This window comes from Paracidovorax wautersii, assembly GCF_031453675.1.
GTDB lineage: Bacteria > Pseudomonadota > Gammaproteobacteria > Burkholderiales > Burkholderiaceae_C > Paracidovorax.
The window spans coordinates 2211224-2233952 of record NZ_JAVIZX010000001.1 but is presented as its reverse complement, the minus strand read 5'-3'; the positions used below and the strand labels follow the sequence as shown (position 1 = coordinate 2233952).

Sequence of the window (22729 nt, the reverse complement as noted above, 5' to 3'; positions counted from 1 at the left end):
TGCAGTGTGGACAAAAGGCACCTTCCGTTCGTGCTCCAGCAGCATGAGCAGAAGATGGCTTCACTGTAGAAATTCGGGGCCGACAGCACGCCCACGGGAAGATGACAATCAGGTCATCCCGCACCGCCCGCCAGCCGTATGCCGATGCGCGTGGTGCCCCCAGAGGATTCGGCCACCGTGTCGCCGCCGTGCATGCGCGCGATCGCGGCCACGATGGCCAGGCCCAGGCCATGGTTGCGGTCGGCGTGGGAGCGCGCCGGGTCGGCACGGTAGAAGCGGTCGAACAAGCGCGGCAGATGTTCGGCGTCCACGGCAGCCCCCTGGTTGGTCACGGCCAGTTCGACGCCGCCTTGCGCCAGCGGGAGGATCTCGATGACCACGCAGGTTCCTGTCCGCGCATAGCGGGTCGCATTGCCCAGCAGGTTGGACAGCGCACGGCGCAGCAGAGGCCCATCCACGCTCGCGCTCGCATCGCCCTGCACCTCGCAGCGCAGATCTGCCTCGAGCAACGCCGCCTCGTGGAACTCGGCCACCTCGGCGGCCAGCGCCGCCAGGCTGGGCTGCCAGGTGCGCCGCGCCGGCAGGCCCCGCTCGGCGTTCGACAGGAAGAGCATGTCGCCGACGATGCCGGCCATGCGGTGCAGCTCTTCCAGGTTGGAGCCCAGCACATCGCACAGCTCCCCCGGGCCGCGCGGGCGGCGCAGCGCCAGTTCGCAGCTGCTGATGAGGGTGGCCAGCGGCGTGTTCAACTCATGCGCCACATCGGCGTTGAACGCTTCCATCTGCCGGTAGGCCACGTCCAGCCGGTCCAGCAGCGCGTTGAACTGCGCGATCAGGGGCTGCAGTTCCTCGGCCTGCTCGCTGCCGTCCAGCCGCCGGTCCAGCCGCAATGCGTGCACGCGGCGGGTCTGCTCCACCAGCTTGTGCAGCGGCGAGAGCCCCAGCCCCACCAGCCAGAAGCCACCCGCCGACACGGCCACGGTGCCCGCCAGCGCCGCCAGCGCGAGGGTCCAGGCCAGACGCGCCAGCAAGGCCTCGTCGCCTTGCTGGTTCAAGGTAAGCGTGGCATGCGCCGTGGCGCTGGCATCGCCCGGCACGCGGATCGCGAAATCCAGCCGCTTGGTGTCCTGGCTGTCGGGCCGGGCGCGCAGGGTTTCATAGATCAGGCGGCCACCCACGTCCGTGAGCCGCAGCGACAGCTCGTCATGCCCCGCCAGAAAGTCGTTCAGCAGGTGGCGCACACCGTCCATGTCATGCGCGTCCCGCCGTTCCGCCAGCAGGTGCTGCACGGCCGCCTGCTTCTGACGGAGGACGTCGTCCTGCCGTGCCGCGAGCGTCCAGGCGATGACGACGTACACCGCCACGCACACCAGCCCCAGCCCCGCCATGGCCTGCAGCGCCAGCCACCGCGACAGCCGCCCCCGCAGGCTGCCCGCCACTGTGCGAAGCATCATGGCGTGCGCGGCTCCAGCACGTAGCCCATGCCGCGCACCGTGTGCAGCAGGGGCGCCTCGAACGGCTGGTCCAGCTTGCTGCGCAGGCGGCGGATGGCCACCTCCACCACATTGGTCTCGCTGTCAAAGTTCATGTCCCAGACCTGCTCGGCCAGTTCGGTGCGCGACAGCACTTCGCCCTGCCGGCGCAGCAGTAGGCTCAGCAGATTGAACTCCTTGGCCGTCAGGTCCAGCCGCTGGCCGGCGCGCACCGCCTTGCGGCGGATCAGGTCCAGCTCCAGGTCGGCCAGGCGCAGTACGGTGGCCTCGCCCGTGCCGCGCGGCCCCTGCGCCCGGCGCAACAGCACCTGGATGCGCGCCACCAGCTCCGAGAACGCGAAGGGCTTGACCAGGTAGTCGTCGGCCCCGCTCTGGAGCCCGCGCACGCGGTCTTCCACCTGCGCCCTCGCCGTGAGCATCAGCACCGGCGTCTGCCGCGTCTGGCGCAGGGCCGCCAGCACGGCCAGCCCATCGATGCCGGGCAGCATGCCGTCCAGCACGATCAGGTCATAGGCGGCCTCGCTGGCCATGTGCAGACCGTCCACCCCGTTGAACGCCACATCGACCACATAGCCTTCTTCGCCGAGCCCCTTGCGCAGATACGCCGAGAGCTTGGGTTCATCTTCCACCAGCAGCAGTTTCATGCCCGCATTCTGGCGCCGCAGGGCGCTGCGGCAGATTACAGATTTGTCATCGGGACGTCGGCCTGCCGTGGGTTTCGCCGGCCTAGAGTGCGAAGAATCCCCATCGACGCCAGTGCCTTCCAGACTGCCTCGCCCGTTCGCTACACTCGCGCCCCATGCATCGCTTCGTGCTGGTCTTCCTGCTGCTTCTGCTGCCCGTCCAATGGACGTGGGCCGCCGCTGCCAGCATTTGCCGCCACGAAAGCGGGGCGGCCAGCCAGCACTTCGGACACCATGACCACCGGCATGAGGTGGGCGTGAACGGGGGGTCGCTGGTGGAAAAGCTGTCGGACACCGGCGCCCAGCTTTCCGATGTCGACCATGCCGACTGCGCCAATTGCCACGGTGCAGCGCCGGCGCTCACCGCGCTGCACCACGCCCCCGCGCTGCACCAGCCCCTGCCGCAGGGGGCCACGCCCTATCTGCGGGCCGTCACCTCGGGCATTCCCGAGCGGCTGATCCGACCACCTCACACCCGTTTCCTCTGATTTCCGGCCCGCCCTGGCGCCGCGCTCCCTGCGCGGCGGCCTAGTGCGAGCCTTCTTTCGGACGAAACCGCGGCAGCCCGCACTGCCGCCCAAGAGGTCACCATGCTTTGTTTTCCCGGACCCCGCCCAGGGGTCAATGGCCGGCGCGCGCGCGCATGGGCTGCAGCGGCGCTGAGCCTCGCTGCCCTGCCGGCATGGACGCAATACGCCCCAGCCCCGGGGCCGGCCGCCCCCGCGCAGGCCGCCCCAGCGACACCTTCTCAGGCGCCCGCCATCACCACCCTTCGAGAGGCCTTCGATGCGGCCTGGGCACGCCAGCCCGAAGCGGCCAGTGCCGCCCAGTACCGCCAGGCGGCCCAGGGCCGGCAAGCGGTCGCGAACGGCTGGACGCCCGAACCTCCGGCGCTGGAGCTGTCCAGCAAGACCGACCGCTGGCATCGCGACGAGGGGAGCCGCGAGATGGAAGTGGGCCTGGCCGTGCCCCTCTGGCTGCCCGGCGAGCGAGGACGTTCGCAGGCCCTGGCCCAGGCCGAGATCGATGCACTGGACTCCCGTCAGGCGGCCTCTCGGCTGCGTCTGGCCGGCACCCTGCGCGAGGCGTGGTGGCAGCTGCACCGCACGCAGCTGGATATCTCGCTGGCCCAAGCCCGTCGCGACAGCGCAGCCCAACTGGCCCAAGACGTGGCCCGGCGCGTGCGGGCCGGCGACCTGGCGCGTGCAGACCAGCACCAAGCCGATGGCGCACTGGCTGCAGCCGAGGCGGAACTGGCCGAGGCCCGCGCACAGCATGCCGTTCACCAGCAGACCCTAAACACCTTGGCAGCCCGGCCCGTGACCGTGCAGGCTGAGCCGGCCGAGGCCCTGCCTGACAGCACCGCGGCAGAGGTGCCCGGGAGCGCATCGGGCCCGTCGGCAGCCGATGAGCAGGCGGTTGCCGAACACCCCGCCCTGCGCGAGGCCCAGGGCAAGCTCCGGGTGGCCGAGCGCAACCACGAACTGGCGAACGCGCAAACGCGCGCCAACCCCGAGCTGACCGTGGCCACCACACGGGAACGGGGCGAGCGCGGCGAGCGCTACGCCCAGAGCGTCACGGTGGGGGTGCGCATCCCGTTCGGCGCCAGCGGTGCGCGGCAGAACAGGGCAGCCACCGCGGCGGCCGAGATGCTGGAAGCCCAGAGCCAGTTGGAAGGCGAACGGTTGCGCATCACCGGCGAGATCGCCAGCGCCCGTGCCCGGCTGGCCGGTGCCCGCGCGGCCGCCCGGTCCGCGGACCGCCGCGCCACCCTGGCGCGCGAAACGCAGGGCTTCGTCGGCAAGGCATTCCGGGCGGGCGAGACCGACCTGCCCAACCGCCTGCGCGTCGAACTGGAAGCCGCCGAGGCCGAACGCCAGTCGGCCATTGCCCGGCTCAACGTGAACCAGGCCCTGTCCGCCCTCGACCAGGCCCTGGGCCTGCTGCCGCAATGACGCCGCGCAGCCCCCAGCCCCCCCGCATTCTTCGGAACCTCCCCATGAACCTGCCACTTTCCCCCTCGCTGCGGGCGCTGCCTGTCGGCGTGCTTCTGGCCGCGGCCTTGCTGCTGCCCGCCCCCGCTTTCGCCCACGAGGGCCACGACGACGCGCCTGCCACGGCCACGGGCCCGTCCCAGCCGCGTTTCGTGGCGGCCTCCGACCTGTTCGAGCTGGTCGGCGTGGTCCAGGGCAAACAGCTGACGCTGTACCTCGACCATGCGCCCACCAACGTGCCGGTGAAGAACGCCACGCTGGAACTGGAGATCGGCGACCGCAAGCTGCAGGCCCAGCCGCAGGGCGACGGCCAGTTCGAAGCCACGCTGGAGGCCGCCTTGCCCGAAGGCACCACGCCCGTGACCGCCACGGTGACGGCCGGCAACGACAGCGATCTGCTGGCCGGCGAGATCGACATCCACGGCGCCACGCACGCCGAGCCCGCCCATGCCCACGGCTGGAAGGAATACGCCCTCTGGGCCGCTGGCGGCATCGCCGTCCTCGCGCTGGCCGTGGCCGCGCTCCGCATGACCCGCAAGAAGGCAGGTGCCGCATGAAGCTCCACACCCTCACCCGTACCACCCCGCGCCGTCCCCTGGGCGCCCCTGCGTTGGCCGGCTTGCTGTCCGCCGCCCTGTGCTTTGTCGCCGTACCGGCCCTGGCCGGCGAGGGGCACGACCATGGCGAGGCGCCCGCCGCTGCCCACAGCAACGGTCCGCAGCGTCTGCCCGATGGCAGCGTGTTCCTGCCCAAGCCGGCTCAGCGGCAAATGGGCATCCGCACGGCGCCCGGCGCGCAGCGCGCGCTGCCCCGCTCGGTGGAGCTGAACGGGCAGGTGCTCATGGACCCGAATGCCGGCGGCAAGGTGCAGGCCATGGTGGCCGGTCGCCTGGAGGCGGGCCCGCGCGGCCTGCCCGCAGTGGGCCAGGCCGTGCGCAAGGGTGAAGTGCTCGCCTATGTGCAGCCGGCCGCGAGCAGCCTGGAGCGCTCCAGCCAGCAAGCCCAGCTGGCCGAACTGCGCGCCGCGAAGCAACTGGCCGAGAAGCGGCTGGCACGGCTGCGCGACCTGGCCGACACCGTGCCCCGCAAGGAGATCGAGGCGCTGGAGAGCGAGGTCGCCAGCCTGGGCGAGCGTGCGCGTGTCGTGGGCACGGGCCTGGACGGGCGCGATGCGCTGCTCGCTCCGGCCTCCGGCGTGATCGCCGCGGCGTACGCCGTGGCCGGCCAGGTGATCGACGCGCGTGAGCTGGTGTTCGAGATCGTGGACGCACAGCGCCTGCGTGTGGAGGCCCTGGCGTACGACACGGCACTGGCCCAGGACGTGGCCGGCGCCTACGTGACCACCGACAGCGGCCAGCGTGTGGCCCTGACCCTGGTGGGCGCGGCCCGCAGCCTGCGCGAGCAGGCACTGCCGATCCAGTTCCGCGCACAAGGCGACGGGCTGGGGCACCTGGCCATCGGGCAGCCGGTACGGGTCGTCGTGCAGACACGCAGCCAGGTCACGGGCGTGCCCGTGCCGGCCGCAGCGCTGGTCAAGAACCCGTCCAACCAGACCATCGTCTGGGTGAAGACGGCGGCCGAGCGCTTCGAGCCCCGTGTAGTGACGGCCGCGCCGCTCGATGGCGCATCGGTCAGCGTGACGGCGGGACTGCAGGGAGGCGAGCGCATCGTCACCGAGAGCGCCAGCCTGATCAACCAAGTCCGCTGAGGAGCCCCGCATGTTCAAGTGGCTTCTGGACAGCAGCCTGGCCAACCGGCTGCTCATCATCATCGCCAGCCTGGTGCTGGTCGCGTACGGGGCATTCACCCTGTCACGCACGCCGGTGGACGTGTTTCCCGACCTCAACAAGCCCACCGTCACCATCATGACGGAGGCCGGCGGCATGGCCGCCGAGGAGGTGGAACAGCTCATCACCTTCCCGCTGGAGACGACCATGAACGGCCTGCCAGGCGTGGAGTCCGTGCGCTCCACTTCCAGCGCGGGGCTGTCGTTTCTCTACGTCACCTTCGACTGGAGCACGGAGATCTTCCGCGCCCGGCAGATGGTGTCGGAACGCCTGTCTTCCATGGAGGAAGGCCTGCCCGTGGGCGTGGTGCCGCGCATGGGGCCCATCAGCTCGATCATGGGCGAGATCATGCAGATCGCGATCCCCATCGACACGGCCAAGGTGTCTTCCATGGCGGTGCGCGAGTACGCCGACTGGGTGCTGCGCCCGCGCCTGATGGCGATTCCGGGCGTGGCCCAGGTGATCCCCATCGGCGGCGAGGTGCGCCAGTTCCAGGTGCAGCCCCACACCGCGCGCCTGGCGGAGCTGGGCATCTCGCACGACCAGCTGGAAGGTGCGTTGAAGGGTTTCTCGTCCAACACGTCCGGCGGCTTCCTGGAGCTGAACGGGCGCGAGTACCTGATCCGGCACCTGGGCCGCACCTCCAACCTGGAGGATCTGAAGAACCTCGCCCTCACCGCCCGCAACGGCCAGCCCATCCTGCTGCGCCAGCTGGCCGATGTGACCTTCGCGCCCGCGCTCAAGCGCGGCGACGCCGGCTTCGAGGGCCGGCCGGCGGTGATCCTGGGCATCCAGAAGCAGCCCACGGCCGACACCATCGCCCTGACCCGCTCCATCGAGGAAGCCCTGACCGGCATGAAGGCCTCGCTGCCCGCGGGCATGGACGCGCCGCAGGTCACCTTCCGCCAGGCCAGCTTCATCGAGGCCTCCATCACCACGCTGCAGGGCAAGCTGATCGCCGCCTCGGCCTTCGTGGCGGTGATCCTGTTCCTGTTCCTCGGCAACCTGCGCACCACCGTGATCGCCCTGGTCGCCATCCCCGTGTCGATCTTCATCACGGCGCTGGTCTTCCGGTACTTCGGGCTGTCGATCAACACGATGACGCTGGGCGGCCTGGCGATCGCCATCGGCGGGCTGGTGGACGATGCCGTGGTGGGCATCGAGAACGTGATGCGCCGCCTGAAGGAAGACCGCGTCAAGCACCCGAACCACCGCCTGAACCCGCTGGAAGTGGTGGCCCAGGCGACCATGGAGGTGCGTTCGGCCATCCTGTATGCCACGGTCATCATCGTGCTGGTGTTCGTGCCCCTCTTCGCCCTGCCGGGCATGGAGGGGCGGCTGTTCGTGCCCCTGGGCATCGCTTTCATCGTCTCCACGCTGGCCAGCCTGGTGGTGTCGGTGACCGTAACGCCCGTGCTCAGCCTGTACCTGCTGCCGCGCATGAAGTCGCTGGACCATGGCGACACGCGCATGCTGGCCTGGCTGAAGGCACGCTACCGCAACGGCCTGCAAGCCACGCTGGAGCGCCCGCGCACCGCGATGGCGGCCGGCGTGGTGGCGGTGCTGGTGTCGCTGGCGGCGGTGCCGTTCTTTCCCACCACGTTCCTGCCGCCGTTCAACGAGGGCACGCTGCTCATCGGCCTGCGGCTGAATCCCGGCGTGACGCTGGCCGAAAGCTCGGCCCTGGCCAGCCAGGCCGAGGTGCTGGTCGCCCAGGTGCCCGAGGTAACGCACGTGGGCCGGCGCAGCGGCCGCGCCGAACTGGACGAGCATGCCGAGGGCGTGCACGTGAGCGAGCTGGACGTGGGACTCAAGCCCAGCAGCGAGATCACGCGCTCCATGGACGAGATCAGCGCGGACATCCGCGCGCGCCTGTCCAACCTGCCGGCGGCCATCGGCATCGGCCAGCCCATCTCGCACCGCATCGACCACATGCTCTCGGGCGTGCGCTCGCAGATCGCCATCAAGATCTTCGGCGAAGACCTGGACACCCTGCGCGGCCAAGCCGAGCTGCTGCGCTCGCGGCTGGCCGCCATCCCCGGCATGGCCGATCTGGAGGTCGAGAAGCAGGTGCTGGCGCCGCAGATCAAGATCCGCATCGACTACGACGCCGCTGCCCGCTATGGCGTGCCCGCCACGCAGATCCTGACCACGCTGCAGGCGCTGGTCGAGGGTGAACGCGTGACGCAGATCGTGGAAGGCAGCCGCCGCTTCGCGCTGGTGGTGCGCCTGCCGGAGAGCGCCCGCTCGGTGGATGGCCTGGGCAAGATCCTGATCGAGACGCCCAACGGCCGCGTGCCGCTGTCCAAGCTGGCCGCCATCGAAGACGGCGACGGTCCCAACCAAGTGAGCCGCGATGACGGCAAGCGCCGCATCGTGCTGTCTGCCAATGCACAGGGGCGGCCGCTGTCCGACGTGGTGGCCGACATCCGCGCCGTGGTCGCGCAGACGCCGCTGCCCGAGGGCTACTTCATCACCCTGGGCGGCCAGTTCCAGGCGCAGGAGGAAGCCTCGCGCCTGGTGGGCCTGCTGTCCATCGTGTCCGCGGTGCTGATGTTCGTGGTGCTGTTCAGCCGCTACAAGAGCACGCGACTGGCGCTCCTCATCATGGCCAACATTCCCCTGGCGCTGGTGGGCGCAGTGCTGGGCCTGGCGCTGTCGGGACAGCCCCTGTCGGTGGCGGCGCTGGTGGGCTTCATCACGCTGGCGGGCATCTCGGTGCGCAACGGCATCCTGAAGGTCAGCCACTACATCAACCTGATGCGGTTCGAGGGCGAGAACTTCGATACGCGGATGATCGTGCGCGGCTCGCTGGAGCGTCTGAGTCCCGTGCTCATGACGGCGCTGGTGACGGCATTCGCGCTGGCGCCGCTGCTGTTCGAGGCCGAGCGCCCGGGTACCGAGATCCTGCACCCCGTGGCGGTGGTGATCTTCTCGGGGCTCATCAGCTCGACCCTGCTGGACACCTTTCTCACACCCGCCATGTTCTGGCTCTTCGGCCGCCGCGACGCAGAGCGCCTGGTCGACGACCGCAACGCCGAAGCGTTCTGATTCCCACCGCTCGATTGCTTCCATTCGTTCAATCCGCTCAATCCAGGAGAAACCGCATGAAACGACCTATCACCCCCCTGCTGGCCAGTCTCGTGCTCGCTCTCAGCAGCACCGTCGCCATCGCAGCAGGCGACCATGGTGCCGGCCATGACCATCAGCCCGTGCACGGCGGCGTCGTGGCCGAGGCCAGCGACATGGACTTTGAACTCGTGGCCTCCGCGGGCCACCTGCGCCTTTACGTGCGCGACCACGGCAAGCCCGCCCAGATCGCCGGCGCCACCGCCAAGGTCACCCTGCTGAACGGCAAGGACAAGACCGAGGCGCAACTTCAGCCTGCGGGCGACCGGCTGGAGGCACAGGGGGACTTCAAGGCCGGCCCGGGCACCAAGGCCGTGGCCGCGGTGACGCTGCCGGGAAAGAAGCCGGTCAACGTGCGGTTCGCGCTGAAGTGACGGAACCCGCGCGCTGAGCGACCCGCCGCAGCGCGGGCCGTGCGCCGAACCGCGCGGATCCTGCACAGGCAGAGCGTGATCCGCATGGTCTCGACGAACCGGCGTGCGGATAAGCCGGGCAAGAGGCGGCGGCCTACGGCACGCGGCCCCTCGCGCCGCGACACTGGAGCCCGTCCATCAGATCTCCGCCGGCCGCTCCATGCCCCCACCCACCCGTTCCTCCAAGTCTGCCAAGGCACCCGCATCGCCTACTGAACGCCAGGCGCCCACGGCGCTGCCGGATCCCGCCGATGGCTGCATCCACGTCCGCGGCGCGCGCGAGCACAACCTGAAGAACGTGGATGTGGTGATCCCGCGCAACGCCCTCGTGGTCTTCACGGGGGTGTCCGGCTCGGGTAAGTCGTCGCTTGCCTTCGGCACCCTGTATGCGGAGGCGCAGCGCCGGTACTTCGAATCGGTCGCGCCGTATGCGCGCAGGCTCATCGACCAGGTGGGCGTACCGCAGGTCGACGCCATCGACGGTCTCCCGCCGGCCGTGGCGCTGCAGCAGCAACGGGGCACGCCCACGGCACGGTCATCCGTGGGCAGCGTCACCACCCTCTCCAGCCTGGTGCGCATGCTGTACTCGCGCGCCGGCGCCTACCCCGCTCACCAGCCGATGCTGTATGCGGAGGACTTTTCCCCCAACACCCCGCAGGGCGCGTGCCCGCATTGCCACGGACTGGGCCGGCTGTACGAAGTGACCGAGGCGTCGATGGTTCCCGACGACTCCCTCACCCTGCGCGAACGCGCCGTGGCCGCCTGGCCGAGCGCCTGGCAGGGCCAGAATTTGCGGGACATCCTGACCACGCTGGGCCACGACATCGACGTTCCCTGGCGCAAGCTGCCGAAGAAGACGCGCGACTGGATTCTCTTCACTGACGAGCAGCCCACCGTGCCCGTCTACCCGGGCTTTACCTTGGAAGAGGTTCACCGCGCGCGCCGGGCGGGCCAGCAGCCCAGCTACATGGGCACGTTCAGCCGGCGCACGCCGGTACGTGATGCAGACCTTCGCCACCAGCCAGAGCGCGATGATGAAGCGCAAGGTCTCGAAGTTCATGGTGGGCACGCCCTGCCCCGTCTGCCACGGCAAGCGGCTCAAGCCGGAGTCCCTGTCCGTCACCTTCTGCGGGCTGGATATCGGCGATCTGGCGCGCCTGCCCCTGGACGCCCTGGCTGACGTGCTGCGGCCGGCGGCCGAGGGCGCGGCCACTCCGGCGGCGACGGGCGATGCGGGCGCCGCCCTGCCCCCTGCGGCCCGCAAGCGCGCGGCGCTCCAGCGGGCGGCGGCCGGGGCTTCGGCCCATGCCGCGGCGCCCGACGTGCGCCGGACGCCCCACCTGTCGCCCGAAAAGCAGCTGGCGGCCCAGCGCATCGCGCAGGAATTGCTGGTCCGCGTGCAGGCGCTCACCGGCCTGGGCCTGGGCTACCTGTCGCTCGACCGGGCCACGCCCACGCTGTCGCCAGGCGAGCTGCAGCGCCCTGCGCCTGGCCACGCAGCTGGCGTCGCAGCTCTTCGGCGTGGTGTACGTGCTGGACGAGCCGTCGGCCGGTTTGCACCCGGCCGACACCGCATCGCTGCTGACGGCGCTGCAGCGCCTGCAGGCCGCCGGCAATTCGATCTTCGTGGTCGAGCACGACGTGGCGACCATGCAGCGCGCCGACTGGCTGGTGGATGTGGGCCCGGAGGCCGGCGAGCGCGGCGGCCGCGTGCTCTACAGCGGCCCCCCTGAAGGCCTTGCCAGCGTGGCCGAGTCGCAGACGCGCCGCTACCTGTTCGACGATGGCACGCGCCAGCGCCGCGCGCGGCGTACACCCGATCCGGAGAAGGCACCGCAGGAATGGCTGACGCTGCAGGGCGTGCACCGCCACAACCTGCGCGGCGTGGACGTCGCCTTTCCCACGGGCTGCCTGACGGCAGTGACCGGTGTGTCGGGCTCGGGCAAATCGAGCCTGGTGAGCCAGGCGCTGCTGGAGCTGGTCACCGCGCACCTGGGACAATCGCCTGCGCTGAGCGACAGCGACGACGATCCGGCCGGCGGCCCGCCCGACCCCGCAGCCGAGGGAGACGACCCCGGCGCCGGCGCGCTGCTCGACGAGAACGCCACCACGTCAGGCCACCTGGGCGGCGCGACGGACCAGGTGCGCCGCCTGGTGCGCGTGGACCAGCAGCCCATCGGCCGCACGCCCCGCTCCAACCTGGCCACCTACACCGGCCTGTTCGATGCCGTGCGCAAGCTCTTCGCCGCCACGCCGGCCGCGCGCAGAAAGCGCTATGACGCGGGCCGCTTCTCGTTCAACGTGGCCAAGGGGCGCTGCCCCACCTGCGAGGGCGAAGGCTTTGTCAGCGTGGAACTGCTCTTTCTGCCCAGCGTGTACGCACCCTGCCCCACCTGCCACGGCGCGCGCTACAACCCCGAGACACTGGCCATCACCTGGAACGGGCTCACGATCGCCGATGTGCTGGGCCTCACGGTGGATGCCGCCTGCGACGCCTTTGCCGCCGAGCCTGCCGTGCTGCGGCCCCTGCATGCGCTGCGCGACATCGGCCTGGGCTACCTCCGGCTGGGCCAACCGGCGACGGAGCTGTCGGGCGGCGAAGCCCAGCGCATCAAACTCGCCACCGAACTGCAGCGCACCCAGCGTGGCCACACGCTCTATGTGCTGGACGAGCCCACCACCGGCCTGCACCCCGCCGACGTGGACCGCCTGCTGCTGCAGCTGGACGCCCTGGTCCGGTCCGGCAACACCGTCGTGGTGGTCGAGCATGACATGCACTTCGTCGCCTCCAGCGACTGGGTGATCGACATCGGCCCCGGCGCGGGCACGCTGGGCGGGCGCATCGTGGCCGCGGGAACGCCACAGCAGGTGGCAGCCTGCGCCCAATCGCGCACCGCGCCGTATCTGGCGGCCGCGCTGGGTTCAACGGCCGCCGGTTGATTAGGTCTTCCGCAGGCATGGACGGCTGCAACGCGCTCCAAGGGACGGCCGTCCACCGTCTATCGCCTCATGTTCAGCCGGCATGGGCTTGCTGCTGAGCATGATGGTGCGAGCTTACCGACGAACCCGAAGGCATCTGCGTGCCCCACCCGCGCTGCGTGGTCCGCGCCAGGCCATTTGCGGGCTGCCCGGTGTCTTCCCAGCCCGCTGGGGGAAGGCATCTCGGATGCCTTAACTTTTACCGACTGGCGTGGTGCGTTTCTCGGTAGCCCCCCCCCTCGCTGACATCACTCCACCGTCACGCTCTTGGCCAGGTTGCGCGGCTTGTCCACGTCCGTACCGCGGGCGCAGGCCGTGTGGTAGGCCAGCAGCTGCAGGGGCACCACGTGCAGGATGGGGCTGAGCGCGCCGTAGTGCTCGGGCATGCGGATCACATGCATGCCGTCGGCGCTCTCAATGTTGGTGCGGGCGTCGGCCAGCACGTACAGCACACCGCCGCGGGCGCGCACTTCCTGCATGTTGCTCTTGAGCTTTTCCAGCAGCTCGTCGTTGGGCGCCACCGTCACCACGGGCATGCTGCTGGTCACCAGGGCCAGCGGGCCGTGCTTGAGTTCGCCGGCCGGGTAGGCCTCGGCGTGGATGTAGCTGATTTCCTTGAGCTTGAGCGCGCCTTCCAGGGCGATGGGGTAGTGCACGCCGCGGCCCAGGAACAGGGCGTTCTCCATCTTGGCGAAGTCTTCCGCCCAGCTGATGATCTGCGGCTCCAGCGCCAGCACGCCCTGCAGCGCCACCGGCAGATGGCGCATGGCCTTGAGGTGGGCGGCTTCCTGTTCTTCCGTGAGGCGGCCGCGCGCCTGCGCCAGCGACAGCGTCAGCAGGAACAGGCCCGCCAGCTGGGTGGTGAAGGCCTTGGTGGAGGCCACGCCGATCTCCACGCCGGCACGGGTGATATAGGCCAGCTTGCATTCGCGCACCATGGCACTGGTCGCCACGTTGCAGATGGTCAGCGTGTGCTGCATGCCCAGGCTTTGCGCGTGGCGCAGCGCGGCCAGCGTGTCGGCGGTCTCGCCGGACTGGCTGATCGTCACCACCAGCGCGCGCGGATTGGGCACGCTGGTGCGGTAGCGGTATTCGCTGGCCACTTCCACCTGCGTGGGAATGCCGGCGATGGACTCCAGCCAGTACTTGGCCGCGCAGCCGCTGTAGTAGCTGGTGCCGCAGGCCAGGATGAGGACCGAATCGACCTCCTTGAACACGCGCCAGGCGGAGGCGCCGGGCTCGCCGTACAGCGCCTGGCCGTCGAACAGTTCGGGGGCGATGCCCTGCACGCCTTCCAACGTGTCGCCGATGGCGCGCGGCTGCTCGAAGATTTCCTTCTGCATGTAGTGGCGGTAGGGGCCCAGCTCGGCGGCGCCGCTGTGGGCCAGCACGGTGCGGACGGGGCGCTGGGCCGGGTCCAGCGGCTGGCCGGCCTTGGTGGCAATCCAGTAGCGGCCCAGCTGCAGGTCCACGAGGTCGCCCTCCTCCAGATAGACGATCTGGTCGGTCACGCCGGCCAGGGCCATGGCGTCGCTGGCCAGGAAGTGCTCGTTCTGCCCCACACCCAGGATCAGCGGCGAGCCGGCGCGCGCGCCCACCACGCGGTGGGGTTCGTCCTTGTGGATCACGGCGATGGCATAGGCGCCGTGCAGCTGCGCGACGGCGGCTTGCACCGCATGGAACAGGTCGCCTTCGTACAGGCTGTCCACCAGATGGGCGATGACCTCGGTATCGGTCTGGCTGGAGAACACATAGCCGCGGGCCTGGAGCGCGGCGCGCAGTTCCTCATGGTTCTCGATGATGCCGTTGTGCACCAGGGCCACGCGGCCGGCGCGGGTCGGTTCGGGCGTGTCGGGGCCGGTGCCCAGGCTGAAATGCGGATGCGCGTTGTGCACGGCCGGCGCGCCGTGCGTGGCCCAGCGGGTGTGGGCGATGCCGGTGGCGCCTTCCACATGGTCGGTGTGGACCTGCTCCAGCAGTTCCGCCACACGGGCCGTACTGCGGGCACGGCGCAGGCCGCCCGTGGGCGAGGTGCCCAGGCTGGCCTCGTGCACGGCCACGCCGCAGGAGTCATAGCCCCGGTACTCCAGCCGCTGCAGGCCTTGCACGAGGATGGGAACGATGTTGCGCGTGGAAACTGCGCCGACGATGCCGCACATGGGAAGGTCCTTCAGGTGAGAAGAGGAAGTGACTGACGGGGAATGGGCGCCATCGTAGGCAGTGCGGCATAAAATTTCAGATCGTTTTTTTCTACAAAATGAACTTACATTTCTTCATACTCGGCATGAGAAATTAAATTTCATTAAACATCAATTCATGGAACACCTGGAACTTGATGGCACCGATCTGCGCCTTCTCGATCTGCTGCAGACCGACGCCAGCCTCAGCAACCAGACGCTGGCCGCGCTGGCCCACGTGTCGCCGCCCACCTGCCTGCGGCGGGTGAAGCGGTTGCATGACCTGGGTCTGATCGAGCGCCAGGTGGCCATCCTGCGGCCCGACCGGCTGGCCGCACTGCAGGGCCATGGGCTGACGGCTTTCGTCGAGGTGACACTGGACCGGCAAGGCGCGGAACTGCTGGACGCCTTCGAGGCCCGCGCCGTGGCCGAGGCGGCGGTGCAGCAGTGCTGGCGGGTGGCGCCAGGGCCGGACTTCATGCTGGTGGTCCACACGCGGGACATGCCCGGCTACCTGGCACTCACGCAGCGGCTCTTCACCGGCGATGCCAACGTGCGCAACGTGAAGGCGTTCTTCGGGGTGAAGCGCGCCAAATTCGATACAAAAGTGCCCATAGCGCCCGCAGAATAAGCGCATATAGCTATTAATTTAATAGCAATCAAGCCATTGGCGCTCCCGCGGCAGCGCTCCCTGCACCCGGCGGGCTCAGCCGGCCCGGTCGGCCCCGGGTTGCGGCCACCGCAGGCTGACGGTGCACCCCGCCCCCGGCGCCGCGCTGATGGCGATGGACGCTCCGTGCCGCAGGGCGATGGCGCGGGCCGTGGCCAGCCCGGCGCCCACGCCGTCGAATTCGCTCTCGCGGTGCAGGCGCTGAAAGACGCCGAACAACGCCCCCGCGCGGGCCGGATCGAAGCCCGCGCCGTTGTCCCGCACCTGCCAGTCGACCCACCCGTCCTGCCCCCTGCGGGCCGTGACGGTGATGTGCGCCGGCCCATCCACGGCCCGGGGCCGGGCGGTGAACTTGAGCGCATTGCCCAGCAGCTCCCCCAGCAGCTGGCGCAGCAGCACCGGGTCGGCGTGCAGGGCCAGACCTTGCGTGTCGACCACCCACTCGACCGGCCGGCCTGCCGCCTGCGGCGCCAGCTGCGACTGCGCATCCTGCACCAGGCGCGCCAGATCCACCGCCTGCGGCTGCAGCGCCGCCCGGCCCACGCGCGAAAGGCCGAGCAGGCCGTCGAGCATCTGCCCCATGCGGCGTGCGGCGTGGTCGATGGTGTCCAGGAAGTGGACGGCTTCCGCACGCGCTTCGGCGGGCAGGCCCTGGCCCTGGGCGCCGTCCTCGACCAGTTCGCGCACCAGCGGGCTGTACGAGGTGATGTGGCGCAGCGGCGCCCGCAGGTCGTGGGAGACGGCGCGCAGGAACTCCTCCTGCGCGGCGGACAGATCGGCCAGCGCCCGGTCGCGCTCGGCCAGCAGCGCGCGCAAAGCCGGGGCATCGAGCGATGCGTACCGGGTGGACCCCGGCTCGGGGCACCCAGAATCCGCGCGCGTCTCGTGTGTCATGCCTTCGGCAGCTTGGCCGGTCGCTGCCAGTCCTCTTTGGTGATCTGCTTGCCGCGCGCCACGCTCAAGGCGCCCGCGGGCGTGTTCTTGGTGATGGTGGAGCCGCCGCCCACCGTGCCGCCCGCGCCGATGGTGACGGGCGCCACCAGCACGCAGTTGCTGCCGATGTGCACGTCCGCCTCGATCACCGTGCGGTGCTTGTTGGCGCCGTCGTAGTTGGCGGTGATGCTGCCGGCGCCATAGTTGACGCGCTCGCCCACGGTGGCGTCGCCCAGGTAGGCCAAGTGGTTGGCCTTGGCGCCGTCGGCCAGCGTGGAGTTCTTCACCTCGACGAAGTTGCCGATGTGCACCTCGCGGCCCAGCTGGGCACCGGGGCGCAGCCGCGCGAACGGGCCGATCAGCGCGCCCTCGCCCACCTGCACGCCGGCCTTCTCGCCGTCGATGTGGGTGTACGGGTGGATCACCGCGCCGGCCGCGATGGTGGCATTGGCGATGCAGCAATGCGCACCGATCTGCACGCCCTCGCCCAGCGCCACGCGGCCGGTGAACACGCAGTTCACATCGATCTCCACGTCCTGCCCACAGACGACCTCGCCGCGCACGCCGGTGCGCGCATCGTCCCGCACGTCGAAGCGCGCCGGGTCGGCCAGACGCACGCCCTGCTCCATCAGCGCGCGCGCCTGGCGCAGCTGGTGCGCCCGCTCCAGCTCGGCCAGCTGCAGCGGGCTGTTCACGCCGGCCACCTGCAGCGCATCGGTGATGCGGTGCGCCACCACGGGCACGGCATCCTGCACGGCCATGGCGACGATGTCGGTCAGGTAGTACTCGCCCTGGGCGTTGTCGTTGGTCAGCCGCGCCAGCCAGCCGGCCAGCAGGCCCGCGGGCACGGCCATGATGCCGCTGTAGATCTCGGTGATGGCGCGCTGTGCCTCGCTGGCGTCCTTGTGCTCGACGATGCCTTGCACCGCGCCGGACCCATCGCGCACGATGCGGCCGTAGCCTGTGGGGTCGGGCAGCGTGACGGTCAGCAGCGCCAGGCGCCCGCCTTCGGAAGCCTGGACCAGCGCGGCCAGCGTGGCCGCCTGGGTCAGCGGCACGTCGCCCGACAGCACCACCACCGTGCCGTCGCCGGCCAGCGCGGGCACGGCCTGCTGCACGGCGTGGCCGGTGCCCAGCTGCGGCTCCTGCCGCACGAAGTTCAGGTCGAATCCGCCCGCAGCGCTTGTCCTGCCTGCGGTAGCCGCTTCCACTTCCATAGCGCCATGGCCGGTGATGACGACCACGTTGCGCGCCTTCAGGTGGGCCGCCTGGTCGATCACATGGTGCAGCAGCGGCCGGCCGGCCAGGCGCTGCAAGACCTTGGGGGTGCGGCTTTTCATGCGCGTGCCCTTGCCCGCGGCCATGATGATGATGTCCAGTGCTGCTGTCATAGGTATCGGTGCTCTTCGGTTCTGGTAGCGCGGGCCCTGCGATCCGCCCGCATGCCGCCGATTATCGGGCGCGTCCGCGCCCCCATCCATCCCGCCCGCGGCGGCTACAGCAGCGGCACGGGCCGCGGCAGCGTCTCGTAGTACTCGGCGATGCGGCCCAGCGCCCGCGGGTTCAGGATCTTCAGCCGCCCGCCCGAGATCTCGTGCAGGCCCAGCTGCAGCAGGCGCCGCATGGTCTTGTTGGTGTGCACCAGCGACAGGCCCAGCGCATCGGCGATGTGCTGCTGGTTGATGGGAAACAGCACCGAGCCATCCGGCTCCGTCAGGCCCAGGCGGGCCAGTCGGCGGTGCAGGTGCATCAGCAGCATGGCGACGCGCTCGGTCGCGTTGCGCCGGCCGGTGGTGAGCAGGTTGTCGTCCACCATGCCCTCCTCGCGTGCGGCCAGCCAAGTCACGTCATAGCCCAGGCGCGGACGCGCGTGGAACAGCGTCCACAGCCCATCGGCCGGAAAGACGCAGAAGTTGCAGTCGGTCAGCGCATCCACCCCGTGCATGGCCGTGTCGCCGAACTCCTGCTGCAGGCCGATCAGATCGCCCGGCAGCAGGAAGTTGAGGATCTGGCGCCGCCCGTCGGACAGCGTCTTGTAGCGGAACGCCCAGCCGGCATACAGCGTGTAGAGCTTGCCGTTGGGGCGGTGCTCTGCAATCAGCGTGCCGCCCGCCGGAACCGAGTGCGTGCCGCTGCGCAGGCCGTCGATGAAGGCGAGCTCCTCCGCCCCCACCTTGGTGAACGCAGAGGTGCGGCGCAGGCCGCAGGCCTCGCACTGGCGGGGGCAGACGGGCGAGGCGGCGGGGGTCGCGGGGGCGTTCATAGGAGGCGGATTCTAGGCGCGCCGGCTATGTCTTTTTACATTGTGCAAAGAAGGTCGCGTGCCCACCATGTGCCGCCCATGTCCGTTTCCCTCCCCCTGTACGAAGTGCTGTACGTCAGCACGCTCTCCGTTGACCAACCCCTGACCGTCGTCCACGCCATCGCTGCCCGCGCCCGCATCCACAACCGCGAGCGCGGCATCACCGGCCTGCTGGTGTTCGACGGCGCCCGTTTCTGCCAGCAGCTGGAGGGACCCGAGGCCGCCGTGCGCACGCTGATGCAGCACATCCGCGAGGACCCGCGCCACATCTACGTCGAGGTGCTGCACGACGCCCCGCTGGCGCAGCGCCGCTTCCAGCAGTTCAGCCTCGGCTTCTGCACCTTGGACGAAGGCACGGCCCTGGACCATCTGGAGACCCTGCGCGGCCGTACCGCTTTGCAGGCCTTCCTGGCCCTGCCGCTGGAGCCGCGCTAGCGGCACTGGCCCAAAAAAGCCGCGGCACCCGGCGGGGCGCGGCGGCTTCTTGCCTGTGCCAGGGCGGCTGGCAGCTCAAGCCCGGCAGGCATCGCCTTCGGCCGACTGGACCTGCCAGGGCTGGTCGGATGCGCGGCCTCCCTCGCGGGCCACGGCGCTGGCGGCACGCCAGCGGAATTGCAGCACTTCGGAGCCGAGCGGCTCCACCACGGCATGCTGCCCGGGCGCCACCCAGAGCATCTGCCCGGCATGCAGGAAGAGGTCGCCTGCGGCCTGGTCGCGCGCACCGTTCGGGCCGTCGTCCAGGGTGATCCACGCGCGGCCGCTCATCACGCGCAGCGACATCGGCACGCGGGGGCGCAGGCTCTGCGCCGAGCCCGGCACCAGCACGGCGATGTCCTGGGCCGCCGCACGGCCGGGTTGCACAGTCAGAACATTCGAGGTGGTCATGTCATTCTCCAGATAGGCCCCAACGGGCAGCCCGATGGTGCGTCGGCGGGGGCAGAGCGTCCAATGAAAACGGCCCTGCGGATCGATTCAAGAAGCGCATCAATCGCGGCCCACCCGTCAATGCGCGGCGCCGCAGGGCGGCGGCGCGATGCGGCCCCGGCGCCGCGCGCCGGCAAAGCGCCACAGTCCCAGCGCCAGCCGGCCCAGGGCGAGACCGGCGGCACCCGCATGGCCGAACGCCGACCGCGTGCGGCCCGCGAGCTCGGCCCAGGGCGGAGCGACCAGCGTGCGCCAAGCCTCCCGCACGGACACGGCCGCCGGGGCCGCACAGGACAGCGGCTCCCAGGCGAAGGCCGCGCCACCGGCGGGCCAGGGCTCGAACACCGCGCGCTCGCCGGCGTCCACGACCAGCGCGTCGCCTGGCTGCAGGAACGCGTCGGCAGCCCACCGCGCACCCACCGCACGGGCGCCCTGCCCGCCCCGCGGCGTGACGGTGACCCACAAGCCGCCGGCCTGCACCCGCAACACGCTGCGCACCCGCGGTTGCAGCGACAGGGCCTGGCGATCACCCAGCGACCAGCTGCCGCAGGGAGCATCCGCGCGCCGGGCGGCACCGGGCGATTGTTGCGATTCAAGGCGAGTGGCTGTAGACATGGCGGGCTCCCGAAACCCTGGGAAGGTATTGAACGGCCTCGATAATCCCGCCCCACCCCTTCCTGCGTCCAATGAATTCGCAGTACGATATTCATTCACCCCCGGCATCAATCAGCGGTCCGCCATGAGCCTGTCCAGCGCCTCCCCCACCATCGCCCACCTGCGCACCCGGCCCGTGGCCACAGGCCACTGGCGCGCCTTCCTCGCAGTGGCGCGGCATCTGAACTTCCGCGCCGCGGCGGAAGAGCTGTCGCTGACCCAGTCCGCCGTGAGCCGGCAGATCCAGGCGCTGGAGGACGAGGTGGGCGTGCCCCTCTTTCTGCGCCATACCCGCGCCGTGGAGCTGACCGGTGCGGGCGCCCAGCTGCAGCGCGCCGTGGGGCCGGCACTGGAGCGCATCGACGCGGCCGTGCGCCTGGTGCGCCAGACGGCGGGGCGCAAGAGCGTGGGCATCACCACCTGGGCCAGCTTCGCCTCGATGTGGCTGATTCCGCGCATGGAAGAGTTCCAGCGCGACAACCCCGACATCGACATCCGCATCGATGCCAGCGACAACAACGTGGACCTGGAAACGTCCGATGTGGACCTGGCGCTGCGCTACGCCATGCCGGGCTCGGTCGCGCACGGGGCGCAGCGGCTGTTCGGCGAGCAGCTGGCGGTGGTGGCCAGCCCGTGGCTGCTGAAAAGCGCGCCCCCGATCCGCACGCCCGCGGATGTCGCGCAGTTCACCATCATCGAGGCCGGCGATGCGCACCGCGCGCAGCACCTGGAATGGCTCACCTGGCGGCGCTGGTTCGACCTGAACGGCCAGCCCAAGCTGCAGCCCAAGCGCTGGCTGTACTTCAGCTACGCGCAGCAGATCGTGCAGGCGGCGCTGGCCGGACAGGGCTTGGCGCTGGCCCGCATGCCCCTGGTGGCCGAGAGCCTGGCCTCGGGCGACCTGGTGGAGGTGCTGCCCCGCCACCGGCTCGACTCGCCGCTGGCCTACTGGCTGCTGGTGGGGCCGCGCAGCGCGCAGCGGCCGGAGATCAAGGCCTTCTGCGCGTGGCTGCTGCTGCAGGCGCAGTCCACGCGCCAGGCCATCGGCGACCTGCCCGACCCGGACCTGAACGACAACCTGGACTGAGCGCCCCCGGCCCGGAGCCTGGCGACGCACTATCAAAAACAGAGCTGCCCGCGCAATAGGTACGGGCGCTACAGGCCAAAATGGCTTGAAACCCCGCCTACCCATTCGCACGCGGTGGTAGCGGCCCCGGCCGCCGCGCCGGCGTTCTGCGTTCAGCCCAGCGCCACGCGGGCGAACTTGCGCTTGCCCACCTGCAGCACGTAGGTGCCAGCGTCCAGCTTCAGCCCCTTGTCGCTGACCACGACGCCATCCACCCGCACGCCGCCGCCGTCGATCAGGCGGTTGGCCTCGCTGGTCGAAGGTGCCAGGTTGGCCTGCTTGAGCAGCGCGCCGATGCCCAGCGGCGCGCCGGAGAGCTGCACCTCGGGGATCTCGTCCGGCACACCGCCCTTGCTGCGGTTGATGAAATCCTGCTCGGCCGCATCGGCCGCGGCGGCACTGTGGAAGCGCGCGGTGATTTCCTTGGCCAGCGCCACCTTGGCGTCCTTGGGGTTGCGCCCGCCTTCGATCTCGGCCTTCAGCGCGGCGATCTCGGCCAGGCTCTTGAACGACAGCAGCGTGTACCAGTCCCACATCAGCGTGTCGCTGATGGACAGCACCTTGGCGAACATGCTGTTGGCGTCCTCCGTGATGCCGATGTAGTTGTTCTTGGACTTGGACATCTTGTCCACGCCGTCCAGCCCCACCAGCAGCGGCATGGTGAGTACACACTGCGGCTCCTGGCCATACTCCTGCTGGAGGTGGCGCCCCATCAGCAGGTTGAACTTCTGATCCGTGCCGCCCAGTTCCAGGTCGCTCTTCAAGGCCACGGAGTCGTAGCCCTGCAGCAGCGGGTACAAAAACTCGTGCAGGCTGATGGAACTGCCGTCGGTGAAGCGCTGGTGGAAATCGTTGCGCTCCATCATGCGCGCCACCGTGTACTTGGCCGACAGCGTGATCATGCCGCGCGCGCCCAGGGCGTCCAGCCATTCGCTGTTGTAGCGCACCTCGGTCTTGCTCGGGTCCAGCACCTTGGCGGCCTGCTGGTAGTAAGTTTCGGCGTTCAGCTTGATCTGCTCGGCCGTGAGCGGCGGGCGGGTGGAGTTGCGGCCGGAAGGGTCGCCGATCAGCGTGGTGAAGTCGCCGATCAGAAAGATCACCTGGTGGCCCAGGTTCTGGAGCTGGCGCATCTTGTTGAGCACCACCGTGTGGCCCAGGTGGATGTCCGGCGCCGTCGGGTCCAGCCCCAGCTTGATGCGCAGCGGCTGACCGGTGGCCTCCGCCCGCGCCAGCTTCTGAACCCAATCCTCCTGCGGCAGCAGTTCGTTGACGCCGCGCAGCGTGACTTCCAGGGCCTGCCGTACACCATCGGTGACCGGGAATGTTGTAACAGTGGATTGATTCATAAGGGTTTTTTGTATGTAGGACGGGGCCGCGTCGTTATACTTCGGGCCTTCTTGCAGCGGCGGATTTTAGCGACCTGCCAAAAGGAGCTCCCCCGCGGAACTCTCCGAACCGCTGCCCA

Annotated in this window: 18 protein-coding genes and 1 pseudogene; 10 read left to right on the top strand and 9 right to left on the bottom strand. The window is 70.0% G+C overall.

Features of this window, described 5'->3' with window-relative positions:
- Nucleotides 1–113 precede the first annotated feature (113 nt).
- Both QE399_RS10120 and QE399_RS10115 read right to left on the bottom strand, forming a co-directional pair.
- Nucleotides 114–1451 carry a heavy metal sensor histidine kinase gene (locus QE399_RS10120; RefSeq protein WP_309832012.1) on the bottom strand — a complete coding sequence of 446 codons (1338 nt, stop codon included), beginning with the start codon at nt 1449–1451 and terminating at the stop codon, nt 114–116.
- The gene (locus tag QE399_RS10115) at nt 1451–2137 is read right to left on the bottom strand and encodes a heavy metal response regulator transcription factor (protein ID WP_309828444.1); all 687 of its coding nucleotides are present in this window, start codon (nt 2135–2137) and stop codon (nt 1451–1453) included. The genes QE399_RS10120 and QE399_RS10115 overlap by 1 nt, the downstream gene beginning before the upstream one ends.
- Nucleotides 2138–2292: 155 nt before the next feature.
- On the opposite strand from QE399_RS10115, the gene QE399_RS10110 reads away from it, so the two are divergent.
- The 7 genes and pseudogenes from QE399_RS10110 to QE399_RS10080 all read left to right on the top strand — a co-directional run bounded on the left by QE399_RS10110 (nt 2293) and on the right by QE399_RS10080 (nt 12439).
- Nucleotides 2293–2664 carry a hypothetical protein gene (locus QE399_RS10110; protein WP_309828442.1) on the top strand — a complete coding sequence of 124 codons (372 nt, stop codon included), beginning with the start codon at nt 2293–2295 and terminating at the stop codon, nt 2662–2664.
- Between the two features lie 102 nt (nt 2665–2766).
- Nucleotides 2767–4131: a TolC family protein gene (locus tag QE399_RS10105; protein ID WP_309828440.1), complete on the top strand. Its 1365-nt coding sequence runs from the start codon at nt 2767–2769 to the stop codon at nt 4129–4131.
- 44 nt (nt 4132–4175) lie between these two features.
- The gene (locus QE399_RS10100; protein WP_309828438.1) at nt 4176–4727 is read left to right on the top strand and encodes a hypothetical protein; all 552 of its coding nucleotides are present in this window, start codon (nt 4176–4178) and stop codon (nt 4725–4727) included.
- The gene (locus QE399_RS10095; protein WP_309828437.1) at nt 4724–5878 is read left to right on the top strand and encodes an efflux RND transporter periplasmic adaptor subunit; all 1155 of its coding nucleotides are present in this window, start codon (nt 4724–4726) and stop codon (nt 5876–5878) included. The genes QE399_RS10100 and QE399_RS10095 overlap by 4 nt, the downstream gene beginning before the upstream one ends.
- A 10-nt stretch (nt 5879–5888) precedes the next feature.
- Nucleotides 5889–9008: an efflux RND transporter permease subunit gene (locus QE399_RS10090; RefSeq protein ID WP_309828435.1), complete on the top strand. Its 3120-nt coding sequence runs from the start codon at nt 5889–5891 to the stop codon at nt 9006–9008.
- A gap of 56 nt (nt 9009–9064) precedes the next feature.
- Entirely contained in the window at nt 9065–9460 is a 396-nt protein-coding gene (locus QE399_RS10085; protein WP_309828433.1) for a hypothetical protein, read from the top strand.
- A gap of 199 nt (nt 9461–9659) precedes the next feature.
- Nucleotides 9660–12439: pseudogene (locus QE399_RS10080) on the top strand (excinuclease ABC subunit UvrA).
- 287 nt (nt 12440–12726) lie between these two features.
- Here the strand turns inward: QE399_RS10080 and glmS are convergent.
- Nucleotides 12727–14637, bottom strand: coding sequence for a glutamine--fructose-6-phosphate transaminase (isomerizing) (gene glmS, locus QE399_RS10075; RefSeq protein WP_309828431.1), 1911 nt, complete (start codon nt 14635–14637; stop codon nt 12727–12729).
- A 157-nt stretch (nt 14638–14794) separates the two neighbouring features.
- On the opposite strand from glmS, the gene QE399_RS10070 reads away from it, so the two are divergent.
- Nucleotides 14795–15286 (top strand): Lrp/AsnC family transcriptional regulator, encoded by a 492-nt coding sequence (locus tag QE399_RS10070; protein ID WP_309828429.1) that lies wholly within the window; start codon nt 14795–14797, stop codon nt 15284–15286.
- Between the two features lie 75 nt (nt 15287–15361).
- Here QE399_RS10070 and QE399_RS10065 read toward each other — a convergent pair whose 3' ends face one another.
- The 3 genes from QE399_RS10065 to QE399_RS10055 all read right to left on the bottom strand — a co-directional run bounded on the left by QE399_RS10065 (nt 15362) and on the right by QE399_RS10055 (nt 18521).
- Nucleotides 15362–16219, bottom strand: a complete 858-nt coding sequence (locus tag QE399_RS10065) for a sensor histidine kinase (RefSeq protein WP_309828427.1) — start codon at nt 16217–16219, stop codon at nt 15362–15364.
- Nucleotides 16216–17649 carry a bifunctional UDP-N-acetylglucosamine diphosphorylase/glucosamine-1-phosphate N-acetyltransferase GlmU gene (glmU, locus tag QE399_RS10060; RefSeq protein ID WP_309828425.1) on the bottom strand — a complete coding sequence of 478 codons (1434 nt, stop codon included), beginning with the start codon at nt 17647–17649 and terminating at the stop codon, nt 16216–16218. Before glmU ends, QE399_RS10065 begins: the two co-directional genes overlap by 4 nt.
- Nucleotides 17650–17753: 104 nt before the next feature.
- Nucleotides 17754–18521 (bottom strand): Crp/Fnr family transcriptional regulator, encoded by a 768-nt coding sequence (locus tag QE399_RS10055; RefSeq protein WP_309828423.1) that lies wholly within the window; start codon nt 18519–18521, stop codon nt 17754–17756.
- A gap of 78 nt (nt 18522–18599) precedes the next feature.
- On the opposite strand from QE399_RS10055, the gene QE399_RS10050 reads away from it, so the two are divergent.
- Nucleotides 18600–18995, top strand: a complete 396-nt coding sequence (locus QE399_RS10050) for a BLUF domain-containing protein (RefSeq protein ID WP_309828421.1) — start codon at nt 18600–18602, stop codon at nt 18993–18995.
- A gap of 75 nt (nt 18996–19070) precedes the next feature.
- On the opposite strand, the gene QE399_RS10045 is transcribed toward QE399_RS10050, so the two are convergent.
- Together QE399_RS10045 and QE399_RS10040 are read right to left on the bottom strand one after the other, a co-directional pair.
- Nucleotides 19071–19445: a DUF2917 domain-containing protein gene (locus QE399_RS10045; RefSeq protein WP_309828419.1), complete on the bottom strand. Its 375-nt coding sequence runs from the start codon at nt 19443–19445 to the stop codon at nt 19071–19073.
- 117 nt (nt 19446–19562) lie between these two features.
- The gene (locus QE399_RS10040; RefSeq protein WP_309828418.1) at nt 19563–20099 is read right to left on the bottom strand and encodes a DUF2917 domain-containing protein; all 537 of its coding nucleotides are present in this window, start codon (nt 20097–20099) and stop codon (nt 19563–19565) included.
- 124 nt (nt 20100–20223) lie between these two features.
- On the opposite strand from QE399_RS10040, the gene QE399_RS10035 reads away from it, so the two are divergent.
- Nucleotides 20224–21225 (top strand): LysR substrate-binding domain-containing protein, encoded by a 1002-nt coding sequence (locus QE399_RS10035; protein ID WP_405043453.1) that lies wholly within the window; start codon nt 20224–20226, stop codon nt 21223–21225.
- Nucleotides 21226–21377: 152 nt separating this feature from the next.
- On the opposite strand, the gene tyrS is transcribed toward QE399_RS10035, so the two are convergent.
- On the bottom strand, nt 21378–22610 hold the full coding sequence (tyrS, locus tag QE399_RS10030) for a tyrosine--tRNA ligase (RefSeq protein ID WP_309828416.1): 1233 nt from the start codon (nt 22608–22610) through the stop codon (nt 21378–21380).
- Between the last annotated feature and the right edge of the window lie 119 nt (nt 22611–22729).